This window comes from Rhodococcus sp. 05-2255-1e (assembly GCF_002259025.1).
Taxonomy (GTDB): Bacteria; Actinomycetota; Actinomycetes; order Mycobacteriales; family Mycobacteriaceae; genus Rhodococcoides; species Rhodococcoides fascians.
Genome location: NZ_NOZE01000023.1, coordinates 78,329 through 91,030 on the forward strand (window position 1 = coordinate 78,329; position 12,702 = coordinate 91,030).

Here is a 12,702-nt window from a genome sequence, read left to right on the forward strand (position 1 = left end):
CTAGCGGACGACGATGCGCTCGGCGCGCATCGATTCTTTGACCTGGCCGATGGTGAGGTCCCCGAAGTGGAACACGCTTGCGGCGAGGACGGCGTCGGCTCCGGCGTGGACGGCGGGCGCGAAATGTTCGACGCGCCCTGCTCCTCCGCTGGCGATGACGGGAACGTGCACGGCGGACCGGACCGCCGCGATCATCGGCAGGTCGAATCCGGCCTTCGTGCCGTCGGCATCCATCGAATTGAGAAGGATCTCACCGACTCCCAGTTCGGCACCGCGTACTGCCCATTCGACGGCGTCGATACCGGTTCCACGCTTGCCGCCGTGGGTGGTGACTTCCCAGCCCGACGGGGTGTCCTGCTGTCCCTGCGGGACGGTGCGTGCATCCACCGACAGGACGATGCACTGGGACCCGAATCGCTCACTGAGCTCGCGCAGCAACTCCGGCCGAGCGATGGCTGCGGTGTTGACGCTGACCTTGTCGGCACCGGCCCGCAGCAGTAGGTCGACGTCGGCGACAGTGCGTACTCCCCCACCGACGGTCAGGGGAATGAACACCTGCTCGGCGGTGCGGCTGACGACGTCGAGCATGGTTCCTCGATCGGATGTGGACGCCGTGACGTCGAGGAACGTCAGTTCGTCGGCTCCCTGTGCGTCGTACGCTGCCGCGAGCTCGACGGGATCACCTGCGTCGCGGAGGTTTTCGAAGTTGACGCCCTTGACGACACGTCCGGCATCGACGTCGAGGCACGGGATCACTCTGACCGCAACGCTCATCGCACCGGTCCTTCCAAATAGTCGCCGGGTGCACCGAGTTCGGTGATCACCTTCAGCAGTTCGCCGTGTACTCCGGGGCCGGCCGCGAGCACCGACTTCGAATCGATGGTCCACGGTCGGCCTGCGAGATCGGTGACGATTCCGCCCGCAGCACGAACCAGCAGGGCCCCGGCAGCGTTGTCCCAGGCGCGGTATCCGAAGACCACCGCGCCGCCCAGTACGCCGCTGGCGGTGTACGCCAGATCGACTCCGGTGGCACCGTGCATGCGCAGCCGCGAGGAGTGCATCGACAACTCTTCGAGAATGCGAAACCGGAAGCGGCCGGGGATGGATCCACGGCTGGCAACGTTGAACGCACCGAACCCGATCATCGACTCGCGCAACGACTTCGGTTGCAGTGCGGGTAGCGGGGCCCCGTTCAGAAGCAACGGGCCGTCCGCCACGGCAGAGAATCGCTGATTCACCAGTGGTAGCCACGTGAGCCCGAGGACCGGCACCCCGTCATCGAGCAACGCCAACAACGTTCCGGCAGAGGGCAATCCGGACGAGTAGTTGAATGTGCCGTCGATCGGGTCGAGTACCCATACGAGACCGGAGTTCAGATCGGGACCGCCGAACTCTTCACCGTGAACGGCGATTCCGGTGGCGTCGTACAGTTCCGCGCCCAGACGACGCTCGAGTTCGAGATCCACCGCGGTGGCGAAGTCGTCGGGGCCCTTCTGCACGGCACTCGGTGCGCCGACGCCCGCGAGGAACCGATCATGGATGCCGTCGAGCAACCCACCGGCGATCTCGAGCAGACGACTCGGTTCCTCGGGAAGGGTCATTCGTCGTTACCGAGACACTGCCGAGAGGGCATCGGGCAGTGTGAAACGCCCGGCGTACAAGGCTTTTCCGACGATGGATCCCTCCACGCCACGGTCGACCAGTCCGGCGATCGCTTCGAGGTCGGCGATCGTCGACACGCCGCCGGACGCGATGACCGGCTTGTCGGTCCTGTCGCACACGTCGGCGAGAAGTTCGAGGTTCGGGCCGGTCAGGGTGCCGTCCTTGGTGACGTCGGTGACGACGTACCGCGAGCAGCCGTCGCGTTCGAGCCGCTCGAGTACTTCCCACAGGCCACCGCCGTCGCTGACCCAACCGCGGCCACGCAGACGAGGCGCGCCGTCCACCATCAGCACGTCGAGGCCGACCGCGACACGATCGCCGAATTCGCCGATCGCACGAGCGCACCACTCGGGGTCTTCCAGAGCCGCCGTACCCAGGTTGACGCGTGCGCATCCGGTTGCGAGGGCGGCGCGCAGGGAATCGTCGTCGCGAATTCCGCCCGAGAGCTCGACCTTCACATCGAGCTCACCGACCACCGAGGCCAACAGTTCACGGTTGGACCCGCGCCCGAACGCGGCATCGAGATCCACCAGATGGACCCACTCGGCACCGTCGTTCTGCCACGCCAGGGCGGCATCACGGGGCGAACCGTACTTCGTTTCGCTACCGGCTTCCCCTTGAACGAGACGGACAGCTTCGCCGCCTGCGACATCGACAGCAGGCAATAAGACCAGGCTCACGTGCGGTTATGCTACGGGCCGACTCGCGTCGAATTCAAAACGGGTCAGCACTGCCTGCATCCGCAGGCCGCCGGGACGGACCGTCAGCTGTCGGGACCGAGTTCCTTGCGCGTCATGCGCGTGGACACGACCCCCATGGCCGTGATCGCCCCGACAACTCCGGCCAACGCGATGAGCAGAGCAACGCCGGCGGTGGGCTGCCACACAGCGATCGACACGGTCGCGAGGGCAAGTACCGCAACTGCCGCCCCGAGCGCTCGAAACGCCAACCGGCCGAGCGAGAACTCGCGTTCGCTCACACCGATCGAACCCAGTTCTCGAGCAACGCGGCACCGGCGTCGCCGGACTTCTCGGGGTGGAACTGCGTGGCCGAGAGCGCGCCGTTCTCCACGGCAGCGAGGAAGCGCCCACCGTGATCGGCCCACGTGAGCAACGGCGCGGCGATGGTCTCGCTCGGTTCGAGCTCCCACTGCTGCGCGGCGTAGGAATGGACGAAATAGAACCGTGTCTCGCGGTCGATGCCGTCGAACAACACGCTGTTCTCCGGAGCCTCGACGGTGTTCCAACCCATGTGCGGGAGCACGTCCGCCTGCAGGCGTTCGACAGTGCCCGGCCATTCGCCGCACCCGTCCGCCTCGACGCCGAACTCGACACCGCGATCGAAGAGGATCTGCATGCCGACGCAGATTCCCAGTACCGGGCGGCCACCCGCGAGACGACGCCCGATGATGCGCTCACCTCGAACGGCCGTCAGACCCTCCATACAGGCGGCAAATGCACCGACCCCGGGAACCACCAGCGCTTCTGCATTCAGGGCTTCGTCGAAGTCGGAGGTCACCGTCACGTCGGCACCGACGCGGGCCAACGCCCTTTTCGCCGAGTGCAGATTGCCCGAGCCGTAGTCGAGCAACACCACAGAAGTCATGGAACGAGTCTATCGGGGACGTGGACGCGCGATCAGTGCCACCGCCGCGACAACGGCAACGGTGGCTGCACCTGCAGTGAACCCGGCGGTGTAGCCCACACTCGTCGCGACCACACCGAGGGCGAGCGCCCCTGCGCCGGTACCGGCATCGAAGCTGATGTTCCACACGGCACTGGCGCTGCTGTACCGCGCGGGCCCCGCCGCGTCGAAGGCCATCACCAGACTGTCGTTCTGGCATGCGCCGTAACCGATTCCGAACAACACAGCGGCGACGAAGAACAGTGCGGCAGGCATGGCACCCGCGGCGGCAACGGCGAACAAACCGACGCCCAGGGCCGCGGAGATGAGCGCAGGCACCACCGACCGGCCGATTCCGATGCGATCGGCGACCGAGCCGGCGGCATATCGACCGACCAACATCGCGGCGCTGACCACGGCGAGGGCCACGCCGATCATCGCGGCTCGGTCGGATTCGGCGATCGGCAGCAGACTGGTGATGCCGCCGTACGACGCCGACACCGACGCAACGACGAGGCACGGCACCAGGAATCGCCGGGCGTCGAGGCGGACCCGGTCGACCCGAGCCGGTTGCGGTGCAGGCCGGGTCGGCGGCAACAGAGCCACCCCGATCAACCCCGCAGCGGGAACCAGAGCCCCCAGTACGAACACCGCCGTCGGGCTGGCCGCGAAGATCACCAGGCCCAGCGGCAACGTCACCATCTGCGACAACGCGACCGCGATCCCCTGTGCTCCCGTCGCGCGGCCGAGCAAGTGGGTCGGTGCCAACTCGGCGACGATGGCGGCCCCGGCGACCGTCAACATTCCGAAACCCGTGCCCCGCAGCGCCGATACGGCCAATGCCGGTACGGCCTGCACCGACACGATGAACAGCAACGCCGGAACACCCAGAAGCAGGCAACCGGCCGCGAGCACGGGCCGATGGCCGACGCGAACCAGCATCGCGGGAACGAACAGTTGGGTGATGACCGTGGTGGCCATGAATACCGCGGTGCTGGCTGCCGCCACCGCGTCGGACGAACCCGATTGCGACACCGCCAGCGGAACCACCGGGAGCAACAGGCCCCAGCCGCCGAACGCAGCCGCACCCATGGCCATCGCGGCCGGGAGGCCACGAATCGAACTCAGACCACTCAACGCACGAGCACCGCTCGACCGATCACAGACTGCCCTTGGTGGAGAGAATTCCGGTGACCCGAGGGTCGTATTCGGTGGCCTGACGCAGCGCCCGAGCGACGGCCTTGAACTCCGCCTCGGTGATGTGGTGCTGGTCGCGGCCGTAGATGACGCGGACATGCAACGCGATCCGAGCGTTGGACGCCAAGGTCTCGAACACGTGCTTGTTGATCACGGTCGAGTACGGAACACCCGGGTAGCCGCCGATCACCGAGTGCACCATGTAGTCCGGCTCGCCGGTGTGCACGCAGTAGGGACGGCCGGACACGTCGACCGCCGCATGCACGAGTGTCTCGTCCATCGGAATGAACGAGTCGCCGAAGCGGGTGATGCCGGACTTGTCGCCGAGGGCTTGTCCCAGCGCTTGCCCGAGCACGATCGCAGTGTCCTCGACCGTGTGATGCGCCTCGATCTCGATGTCGCCCTTGGCCCGCACGGTGAGATCGAAGCGGGCATGGGTGCCGAGGGCAGTGAGCATGTGGTCGTAGAACGGCACGCCGGTGGAGATGTCGACGATGCCGGTGCCGTCGAGGTTCAGCTCGACGGAGATGTCGGATTCCTTGGTGGTGCGCTCGATCTTGGCGATGCGGGGAGCGGGTGTGGTCACTGCAGTGCCTCTGCTCTTTCGGTCGATGCGAGTTCCGAGCTGACGGTGAGGAATCGGTCGTTCTCGTGAGCGAGTCCGATGGTGACACGCAGATACCCGGGAATTCCGACGTCCCGGATGAGCACGCCGTCGTCCAGGTACCGCTGCCAGGTGGCGGCCGCATCGGAGAACCGGCCGAAGAGCAGGAAGTTGGCGTCGGACGGCACCACGTCGTACCCCTGTGCGACGAGCGTTTCGGCAACGCGATCGCGTTCGGCCGACAATGCGGCCACGCTCGCCAGGGTGTCGTCGGCGTGCCGCAACGCGGCCCGAGCGGCAGCTTGCGTGACCACCGAGAGGTGATAGGGCAAGCGCACCAACAGCATTGCGTCGATCACGGCCGGGGCCGCAACGAGGTATCCCAGCCGGCCGCCGGCGAACGCGAACGCCTTGCTCATGGTCCGACTGACGACGATCTTGCTGGGGTAGCTCTCGATCAATCCGATTGCGCTTGCCGCCGAGGAGAATTCGGCGTACGCCTCGTCGACCACGACGATTCCCGGTGCGGCGTCGAGGATTCGACGCAGATCTGCCTCGTCGATGCTGTGCCCGGTCGGATTGTTGGGGCTGGTCACGAACACGACGTCCGGCTTACGCTCCTCGATCGCCTGCACTGCGTAGTCGACGTCGAGAGAGAAATCCGCCCGGCGCTGCGCCGGAATCCACTCGGTCTGAGTCCCCGACGAAATGATCGGGTGCATCGAATACGACGGCACGAAACCCAGCGCGGTACGGTCCGGCCCACCGAAGGCCTGCAGGAGTTGCTGCAGAATCTCGTTGGAGCCGTTGGCCGCCCACACGTTGGCAGTGTCGACCGCAAAGCCGGTCTGCCCGGTGAGATACCGCGCCAGGTCGGCTCGCAAGTCGTCCGCGTCGCGATCCGGATACCGGTGCAGCTGCGCCGCGGCGATACGCACCGATTCGGCAACGTCGTCGATCAGTGCCTGCGTCGGCGGGTGCGGATTCTCATTGGTGTTCAACTGAACCGGCACGGCGAGCTGCGGCGCGCCGTACGGCGACTTGCCGATCAGCGCCTCGCGCAACGGCAGATCGTCGAGCGAAATTGATTGCCCCAGAGCATCACTCATGATGTACCACCGGTACGCAACCCCTCGAAACGCAGCCGAACGGCCTCACCGTGAGCCGGGAGATCTTCGGCGTTGGCCAGCGCAATGACGTGCGCAGCAACATCTTTCAGTGCGGCCTCACTGTAGTCCACCACGTGGATCCCACGCAGGAACGTCTGCACACTCAGGCCGGACGAATGCCGAGCGCACCCGGCCGTCGGCAGTACGTGATTGGAGCCGGCGCAGTAGTCACCGAGGCTCACTGGAGACCACGCCCCCACGAATACAGCACCGGCGCTGCGCACGCGAGCGGCTACGTCGGACGCATCCTTCGTCTGAATCTCCAGGTGTTCGGCCGCATAGGCGTTGACCACGGCCAGGCCCTGTGTGACGTCGTCGACCAGAACGATTCCGGACTGGCTACCGCTCAGCGCCGTGGTGACGCGTTCTGCGTGCCGGGTGGACGCCATCTGCGCATTGACAGCCTCGTCGACGGCATCGGCGAGTTCGAGGCTGTCGGTCACCAGCACACTGGCGGCCATCACGTCGTGCTCGGCTTGACTGATCAGGTCTGCTGCGACGTGCAGCGGATCCGCGGTGCCGTCGGCGAGAACCGCGATCTCGGTAGGGCCTGCCTCGGAGTCGATTCCGATGAGCGAACGACACAGTCGCTTGGCCGCCGTGACGTAGATGTTGCCCGGGCCGGTGATCAGATCGACCGGTGCCAGTTCTTCGCCGTCGGTGTCGACCCCGCCGTACGTCAGCAGGGCGATGCCCTGACCGCCGCCGACGGCCCAGACCTCGTCGACTCCGAGGAGCTGCGCGGCCGCCAGGATCGTCGGGTGGGGTAATCCACCGAAGTTCTTCTGCGGCGGCGACGCCACCACCAGCGAACCGACGCCAGCGATCTGCGCAGGCACCACGTTCATCACGACCGACGACGGGTACACAGCGTTGCCACCGGGCACGTAGAGACCCACGCGATCGACCGGAATCCAGCGCTCGGTCACCGTGCCGCCGGGCACCACCTGGGTGGTGTGGTCGGTGCGGCGTTGATCCGAGTGCACCAGTCGGGTTCGCTCGATCGCGACCTCGAGGGCGGACCGGACGGCCGGGTCCAGCTCGTCGAGAGCTCGAACCAATTCCTGCTGCGGAACCCGAACGCGGTCCGGTCGGACTCCGTCGAACTTCTCGCTGAACTCGAGGGCCGCGTCGGCCCCACGGTCCTTGACGGCGTCGACGACGGGCCGAACCTGGTGCAGCACCGAATCGACATCCACTCCGCCTCGGGGAAGAGCGCCGCGTAGTTCGGCAGTGGATGGAGTTCGTCCGCGTAGATCGACGCGGGCGAGCTCGATGCGGGCAGGCATAGTGGGCCCCTTCGTGGAGTCGGTTCGGTGCCGGGGTTCGGTCGAATCAGTGTTGTCCGAACCATCAGGATAGTTCCACCGAATTCGGCTCAGCCCCGCACGTCCCACAGATGGTGGATGGGATCGTGAATGTAGTAGGCCGCCAGAGTTTCGACGGTGAAGTGGGAACCGTCGCTGCGTCGCCCTCTGCGATCACGGTCTTCCGGCGGCACAGCCGAGAAGGCGTCGGCCAATGCATGTGCCGCTTCCCCGAGTTCCGACGCCACCGTCGCCGGATTCTGTGCGTTGTAGTTCTCGGCCACGGCGGTGGCGTCCTGGTCCCAGTTGTCGAACTCGGGGTCGTCCTCGGTCAGCACCAGCGCCAACCGGGTGCGGAATATGCGGTGTGCATCCCGAACATGTGCGCCGTATTCGAGCGCCGACCACGTCGAATCGTCGGGCCGCACTGACGCGTCCTCGCGATAGAGCACTGCGATCCATCGATCCACGTCGCCGCGAATCAACCCGGGCACGGCGTCGTATTCGACGGAGCTCGAGTCGAACCCGCAGTCGGGGCAGGCACTGTCGAGGACCCACGTCCAGTTCTTCGTATCGGGTTCGATCGGCATGCGGGTCACTGTAGAGCAGGGCCCGTACCGCCACGGGATGTCCGAGAGGTCAGGCGTAACGAGCAGCCAGATTGTGCAGTGTGCTCGTGATGCCCTGCGCATTCTTCTGCGGCATCTTGAACAACTCGAGCATTTTCGGAACCTTGGCGGTGCCGTAGACGAAGCTCTCGGTGACAGTGGTCAGGCCCGGCTGCTTCTCCTCGAATTCCCAGCGCCAGCTGTGGCCCATCGGGTGCTGCCACTCGATGATCTTGTGTCGATCCGCATCCACGAACTCGGTCACGGTGCTGGTGATCTTGTACGGCACGCCGTACTGCTTCATGCCGACGGAGAATTTCGCGCCGCTGCTCAGCCTCTCGGGTCCACGGACGGTGTCCTTGACTGTGCCGGATCCGTCCAGCTCGCCGTGCCGGGTGGGATCGGCCACGATGTCGAACAGTTCGGCGGCCGGCGCTCGAACCTCGGTCTGTCTCGTGACCTGCTGGGGACCGCTGTCGATGGTTCTGATGTCTGCCATCTGCAGCGTCTACCCCACAATGACCGTATCGACACCCGGCCACCGCGCAGAATGCGAATTGACGGGCGTAGTTCAATGAACACATGTCCTGGTCAGTGTGGCTCGCCTTCCTCGGCGCGAGCATCGTCATCAGTCTGTCTCCCGGAGCCGGAGCCATCGCGTCGATGTCCACAGGTCTGCGCTACGGCCTGCGCCGCGGGTACTGGAACATCTTCGGGCTGCAGATCGGCCTGCTGGTCCAGATCGGCATCGTCGCAGTCGGACTCGGTGCCGTCCTGGCCAATTCGGCCCTGGCCTTCACCGCGATCAAGTGGTTCGGTGTCGCCTATCTGGTCTACCTCGGCATTCGCCAGTGGCGGTCGGCTCCGTCCGAAGTCGCGGACGCCCCCGCAGTGGCGGATCGAGGCACGACGATGCTCGCGCGAGGATTTCTCGTCAACGCGAGCAACCCGAAAGCCGTCGTGTTCATGGTCGCTGTACTGCCCCAGTTTCTCGACCCGACGCGGCCGCTGATCACCCAGTACCTCGCCATCGCCGCGACCATGGTCGTCGTCGACATGCTGGTGATGACCGGTTACACCTCTCTGGCATCGCGAGCCCTCCGCATGATGCGGTCGCACCGTCAGCAGAAGACCATGAACCGCACGTTCGCCGGCCTGTTCTTTGCCGCCGCAACATTTCTGGCCACGGTACGAAGGGTGACCCCATGAGGAAATACCGCGTGATCATGAAGAATGCGCTCGGCGGAGATCCGATTCCGTTGGGGCTCTTCGACACTCTGCTCGAAGCCAACACCTGGATTCAGGACGTGGGCAAGCGGGACGAGCACGAACTCGGCACGTACTCGGTCGAAGTGGAGGTCGACGAGTGAGTACACGGTGTCCGTGTTCGAGTGGGGAGACGTTCGATGCCTGTTGCGAGCCGTACCTGACGGGCTCCGTCGATGCGCCGACGGCCGAGAAGCTGATGCGCTCGCGCTTCACCGCGTTCGCCGTCGGTGACGTTGCCTACCTGCGGACGTCCTGGCATCCCGACACCGCACCGGCCGAGCTGGAGTTGGACCCCAACCAACGGTGGTATCGACTCGACATCCTTGCTGCCGACGCAGGCGGACTTTTCGACGAGACCGGCACCGTGCAGTTCGAGGCACGGTACAAGCATCCCGACGGTGCCGGCACGATGTCGGAGATCAGCCGTTTCGTCCGGGTCGACGGCAGGTGGCGCTACCTCGACGGAGTCGTCGCGCCCTAGAGGTTGCGCAGTTTCGTGGGCCGATTGCTCGCGGTGCGACGCGCTTCCTGCTTCTCCTTGATGCGCTCGGCATCCTTGCGAACCTGGATCTGAGTCCGACGCTCGCGTACCAGCCACTGCGGTGGGCTGGCGATCAGTTCCTCGATCTCCACACTGGTCAACGCTTCGGTGACTCCGCCGCGTGCCAATCCGGCGATGGACACGTCGAGCTTCTTCGCGATCACGTCGCGGGGGAAGGGTCCGTCGGTCTGCAAGTCGGTCAGCCACTGCGGCGGATCACTGCGCAGGGCGTCCAGGTCGGATCTGCTGATCATCGAGTTCTGGAACTCTTCCGGCGCTGCGGGTAGATAGATGCCGAGCTTGTTCGCCGCGGTCAATGGCTTCATGGTCTGCTGTTTGTTCTCCGGGCTCACCGGACCAGCTTATCCGGCAATCGGCGGTCCCGACGCCACCGTCCCGCGCTTCGTACACCGTCCCATAGGCTCGACTCCGTGAACATCGATGTGCAGACACTGCGCTGGTATGCGGCAGTGGCGCAACAACTGCATTTCGCCCGCGCTGCTCAGTCGCTCGGAATCTCCCGAATCCGCCTCAGCAAGACCGTGGTGGAACTCGAAGAGTTGCTCGGCGTCGACCTGTTCGTGCCGGGTGCCTCCCCCACCGAACTCACCGCCGACGGACGCGATCTGCTCGAACGCGCGTTGGTCGAGATCGCCGAGGACGATCGGCGTTCGGAGGTTGCACAGGTTGCTGCCGGCGAGCCGCGCAGTTTCACCATCGGATACGCCGAGGGCGTGACGCTGACCAAGTGGACGCGAATCTGGGCCGATCGGTTTCCCGATGTCGCGTTGTCCGTCGTGGCGACGACTCCGGACACGCAGGTGTCTCATCTGCGTGACAGAACGGTCGACGTCAGCTTCGTCAGGCCGCCGATCGACCGTGAAGGTCTGAACGCCATCGGGCTGTATCAGGAAGTTCAGGTCGTGGTGGTGCCCAAAGACCATGCGGTCGCAGCATTCGACTCGGTCACCGCGCTGGACCTCGCGGACGAACACCTGCTCGCCGATCCGGCCTCGGTGCCCGAATGGGCTGCTGTTGCAACAGAACTGAGCACCGGCGATCGTCCCGCACTGCCACCGATGAACAGCACTGCGGAGACTTTCGAGTACGTGGCTGCCGGGCTGGGGGTGGCGATCGTCCCGCACTCGGTTGCTCGTTTCAACGCTCGCAAGAATCTCGTGTACCGCCCGGTCACCGACGTCGAGCAGTCGCAGATCGCACTGGCCTGGGTGGCGGAGCGGGAAGACGACCGCATCGAAGAATTCATCGGCATCGTGCGGGGCCGGTCGACGCGAAGTTCACGCGGATCGTCGGACGACGCGCCCGTCAAGAAGAAGAAGGCGCAGCCCTCCAAACCGGCTCGACCGGTCGTCAAGACGAAAACGAACGCACGTCGCAGCGGAAAGAGACGCTAGCCGGGCTTCGCCCTCGCTCACGACTACGAGGGGCGCAGCCGTAGCCGATCGATGTCCCGTCGATCACGCTTGGTCGGACGGCCCGTTCCGCGGTCACGTCGGGGAACCGACGCCAGAACCTCTTTCGGTGGCGGCGGCGGACTGCGATCGATCATGCACTCGGGGACGACCGCTGCGCCGACGCGTTTGGTGATGGCACGTACGACGACGACGATCTTTTCCACGCCCTCCACGCGCAGCCGGATCTCGTCGTCCGGCCCGATGCGTTGGCCGGGCTTTGCGGGGGTGCCGTTGACGCGGACATGCCCACCGCGACAGGCTGCGGCCGCGGCAGACCGCGTCTTGAACAGTCGCACCGCCCAGATCCAGCTGTCCAGACGGGCACTCTGCAATTCCATCTTCGAACGTCTTCCTCGAATCGTGAGGCTCGGCTACACGTCCAGGCCGAGGTCGAGCACTGTCACCGAGTGTGTCAGACCGCCCACCGCCAGGAAGTCGACCCCCGTACGCGCGTAATCCCGAGCCACGTCGACGGTCAGTCCACCCGAGGATTCCAACTTGGTGTCCGGCGCGAACTTGTCGCGGCGCTGCACTGCCATCTGCGTCTGCCACAGCGCGAAGTTGTCCAGCAGAACGAGTTCGACGTTCTCGGCGAGCACCTCGTCGAGTTGTTCGAGACTGTCGACCTCTACCTCGCAGGCGATGTTCGGCGCAGCGGCACGCACGGCTCGCAGGGCAGCGACGACGGAGCCGGCCGCCGCGACGTGGTTGTCCTTGATCAGCGCGGCGTCACCGAGACCCATCCGATGGTTGACACCGCCGCCCGCCCGTACCGCGTACTTCTGCAGCGATCGCAGTCCGGGCAACGTCTTTCGACTGTCTCGAATGCGACACTCGGTCTCTGCGACCTCGGCGACCCAGCCGGCCGTGGCAGTTGCGATACCCGACAGGTGACAGACGATATTGAGCATGGTGCGCTCGGCGGTGAGCAATCCACGGGTGGGAGCTTCGACCGTCAGAACAGCCTGTCCGGGTTCGACATTCGATCCGTCGGCGGTCCTGTGGCGGATCGAGTACGCGCCCGAACCGATCACCTCGTCGAGAACCAGCAGTCCGACATCGAGGCCCGCGAGGGTGCCGAACTGTCGAGACACCACCGACGCCGTGGCCACGGCGTCCTCGGGAACCGTTGCCATGGTGGTGACATCCGGCCCGTACCGGAGATCCTCGTCCAGCGCGGTGCGGATGAGTGCGAGAACCTCGCCGCGATCGACTCCCGGGTTCACTTCGTCGGCAGTACCGGTCAT

Annotated in this window: 18 protein-coding genes; 4 read left to right on the top strand and 14 right to left on the bottom strand. The window is 65.6% G+C overall.

What is annotated here, in order from left to right; genetic code table 11:
• The 11 genes from hisF to CH262_RS15065 form a co-directional block, all read right to left on the bottom strand.
• Positions 1-774, bottom strand: coding sequence for an imidazole glycerol phosphate synthase subunit HisF (gene hisF / locus CH262_RS15015; protein WP_027497286.1), 774 nt, complete (start codon positions 772-774; stop codon positions 1-3).
• Positions 771-1,601 (bottom strand): inositol monophosphatase family protein, encoded by an 831-nt coding sequence (locus CH262_RS15020; RefSeq protein WP_032370328.1) that lies wholly within the window; start codon positions 1,599-1,601, stop codon positions 771-773. Before CH262_RS15020 ends, hisF begins: the two co-directional genes overlap by 4 nt.
• A 6-nt stretch (positions 1,602-1,607) precedes the next feature.
• Positions 1,608-2,342: a bifunctional 1-(5-phosphoribosyl)-5-((5-phosphoribosylamino)methylideneamino)imidazole-4-carboxamide isomerase/phosphoribosylanthranilate isomerase PriA gene (gene priA / locus CH262_RS15025; protein ID WP_032370327.1), complete on the bottom strand. Its 735-nt coding sequence runs from the start codon at positions 2,340-2,342 to the stop codon at positions 1,608-1,610.
• An 83-nt stretch (positions 2,343-2,425) separates the two neighbouring features.
• On the bottom strand, positions 2,426-2,641 hold the full coding sequence (locus CH262_RS15030) for a hypothetical protein (protein ID WP_027497289.1): 216 nt from the start codon (positions 2,639-2,641) through the stop codon (positions 2,426-2,428).
• Positions 2,638-3,267, bottom strand: coding sequence for an imidazole glycerol phosphate synthase subunit HisH (gene hisH / locus CH262_RS15035; protein WP_032386916.1), 630 nt, complete (start codon positions 3,265-3,267; stop codon positions 2,638-2,640). Before hisH ends, CH262_RS15030 begins: the two co-directional genes overlap by 4 nt.
• Positions 3,268-3,276: 9 nt before the next feature.
• Entirely contained in the window at positions 3,277-4,383 is a 1,107-nt protein-coding gene (locus CH262_RS15040; protein WP_094717886.1) for an MFS transporter, read from the bottom strand.
• Positions 4,384-4,444: 61 nt separating this feature from the next.
• Positions 4,445-5,068, bottom strand: a complete 624-nt coding sequence (gene hisB / locus CH262_RS15045) for an imidazoleglycerol-phosphate dehydratase HisB (RefSeq protein WP_027497292.1) — start codon at positions 5,066-5,068, stop codon at positions 4,445-4,447.
• Positions 5,065-6,195, bottom strand: a complete 1,131-nt coding sequence (locus CH262_RS15050) for a histidinol-phosphate transaminase (protein ID WP_094717887.1) — start codon at positions 6,193-6,195, stop codon at positions 5,065-5,067. The genes hisB and CH262_RS15050 overlap by 4 nt, the downstream gene beginning before the upstream one ends.
• Positions 6,192-7,544 (bottom strand): histidinol dehydrogenase, encoded by a 1,353-nt coding sequence (gene hisD, locus CH262_RS15055; RefSeq protein WP_094717888.1) that lies wholly within the window; start codon positions 7,542-7,544, stop codon positions 6,192-6,194. Before hisD ends, CH262_RS15050 begins: the two co-directional genes overlap by 4 nt.
• An 89-nt stretch (positions 7,545-7,633) precedes the next feature.
• Positions 7,634-8,152, bottom strand: a complete 519-nt coding sequence (locus CH262_RS15060) for a DinB family protein (RefSeq protein WP_094718009.1) — start codon at positions 8,150-8,152, stop codon at positions 7,634-7,636.
• A gap of 49 nt (positions 8,153-8,201) precedes the next feature.
• Entirely contained in the window at positions 8,202-8,669 is a 468-nt protein-coding gene (locus CH262_RS15065) for an SRPBCC family protein (RefSeq protein WP_027497296.1), read from the bottom strand.
• Positions 8,670-8,752: 83 nt separating this feature from the next.
• Here CH262_RS15065 and rhtB point away from each other — a divergent pair, with 83 nt between their 5' ends.
• Genes rhtB through CH262_RS15075 form a run of 3 tightly spaced genes read left to right on the top strand, consistent with a single transcriptional unit; the run spans position 8,753 to position 9,920 of the window.
• Positions 8,753-9,379, top strand: a complete 627-nt coding sequence (gene rhtB / locus CH262_RS15070; RefSeq protein WP_094717889.1) for a homoserine/homoserine lactone efflux protein — start codon at positions 8,753-8,755, stop codon at positions 9,377-9,379.
• Positions 9,376-9,540: a hypothetical protein gene (locus CH262_RS27680; RefSeq protein WP_167669112.1), complete on the top strand. Its 165-nt coding sequence runs from the start codon at positions 9,376-9,378 to the stop codon at positions 9,538-9,540. The genes rhtB and CH262_RS27680 overlap by 4 nt, the downstream gene beginning before the upstream one ends.
• The gene (locus CH262_RS15075) at positions 9,537-9,920 is read left to right on the top strand and encodes a YchJ family protein (RefSeq protein WP_094717890.1); all 384 of its coding nucleotides are present in this window, start codon (positions 9,537-9,539) and stop codon (positions 9,918-9,920) included. Before CH262_RS27680 ends, CH262_RS15075 begins: the two co-directional genes overlap by 4 nt.
• Here the strand turns inward: CH262_RS15075 and CH262_RS15080 are convergent.
• A complete protein-coding gene (locus CH262_RS15080) occupies positions 9,917-10,333 on the bottom strand; it encodes a DUF5997 family protein (protein WP_094717891.1) in 417 nt (138 codons plus the stop codon). The two genes, CH262_RS15075 and CH262_RS15080, sit on opposite strands and share 4 nt — an antisense overlap.
• Positions 10,334-10,411: 78 nt before the next feature.
• On the opposite strand from CH262_RS15080, the gene CH262_RS15085 reads away from it, so the two are divergent.
• Positions 10,412-11,395, top strand: coding sequence for a LysR family transcriptional regulator (locus CH262_RS15085; protein WP_094717892.1), 984 nt, complete (start codon positions 10,412-10,414; stop codon positions 11,393-11,395).
• Positions 11,396-11,418: 23 nt separating this feature from the next.
• Here CH262_RS15085 and CH262_RS15090 read toward each other — a convergent pair whose 3' ends face one another.
• A complete protein-coding gene (locus CH262_RS15090) occupies positions 11,419-11,793 on the bottom strand; it encodes an RNA-binding S4 domain-containing protein (RefSeq protein WP_048318694.1) in 375 nt (124 codons plus the stop codon).
• Positions 11,794-11,826: 33 nt separating this feature from the next.
• Positions 11,827-12,702: a carboxylating nicotinate-nucleotide diphosphorylase gene (gene nadC, locus CH262_RS15095; protein WP_094717893.1), complete on the bottom strand. Its 876-nt coding sequence runs from the start codon at positions 12,700-12,702 to the stop codon at positions 11,827-11,829.

Excerpts from the sequence above, each read along its gene's own strand:
- hisD (WP_094717888.1), bottom strand. The coding sequence starts at position 7,544 with ATGCCTGCCCGCATCGAGCTCGCCCGCGTCGATCTACGCGGACGAACT.
- hisF (WP_027497286.1), bottom strand. The coding sequence starts at position 774 with ATGAGCGTTGCGGTCAGAGTGATCCCGTGCCTCGACGTCGATGCCGGA.
- CH262_RS15060 (WP_094718009.1), bottom strand. The coding sequence starts at position 8,152 with ATGCCGATCGAACCCGATACGAAGAACTGGACGTGGGTCCTCGACAGT.
- CH262_RS15040 (WP_094717886.1), bottom strand. The coding sequence starts at position 4,383 with ATGGCCATGGGTGCGGCTGCGTTCGGCGGCTGGGGCCTGTTGCTCCCG.
- CH262_RS15020 (WP_032370328.1), bottom strand. The coding sequence starts at position 1,601 with ATGACCCTTCCCGAGGAACCGAGTCGTCTGCTCGAGATCGCCGGTGGG.
- hisH (WP_032386916.1), bottom strand. The coding sequence starts at position 3,267 with ATGACTTCTGTGGTGTTGCTCGACTACGGCTCGGGCAATCTGCACTCG.
- nadC (WP_094717893.1), bottom strand. The coding sequence starts at position 12,702 with ATGACCGGTACTGCCGACGAAGTGAACCCGGGAGTCGATCGCGGCGAG.
- CH262_RS15090 (WP_048318694.1), bottom strand. The coding sequence starts at position 11,793 with ATGGAATTGCAGAGTGCCCGTCTGGACAGCTGGATCTGGGCGGTGCGA.
- CH262_RS15065 (WP_027497296.1), bottom strand. The coding sequence starts at position 8,669 with ATGGCAGACATCAGAACCATCGACAGCGGTCCCCAGCAGGTCACGAGA.
- CH262_RS15050 (WP_094717887.1), bottom strand. The coding sequence starts at position 6,195 with ATGAGTGATGCTCTGGGGCAATCAATTTCGCTCGACGATCTGCCGTTG.
- rhtB (WP_094717889.1), top strand. The coding sequence starts at position 8,753 with ATGTCCTGGTCAGTGTGGCTCGCCTTCCTCGGCGCGAGCATCGTCATC.
- CH262_RS27680 (WP_167669112.1), top strand. The coding sequence starts at position 9,376 with ATGAGGAAATACCGCGTGATCATGAAGAATGCGCTCGGCGGAGATCCG.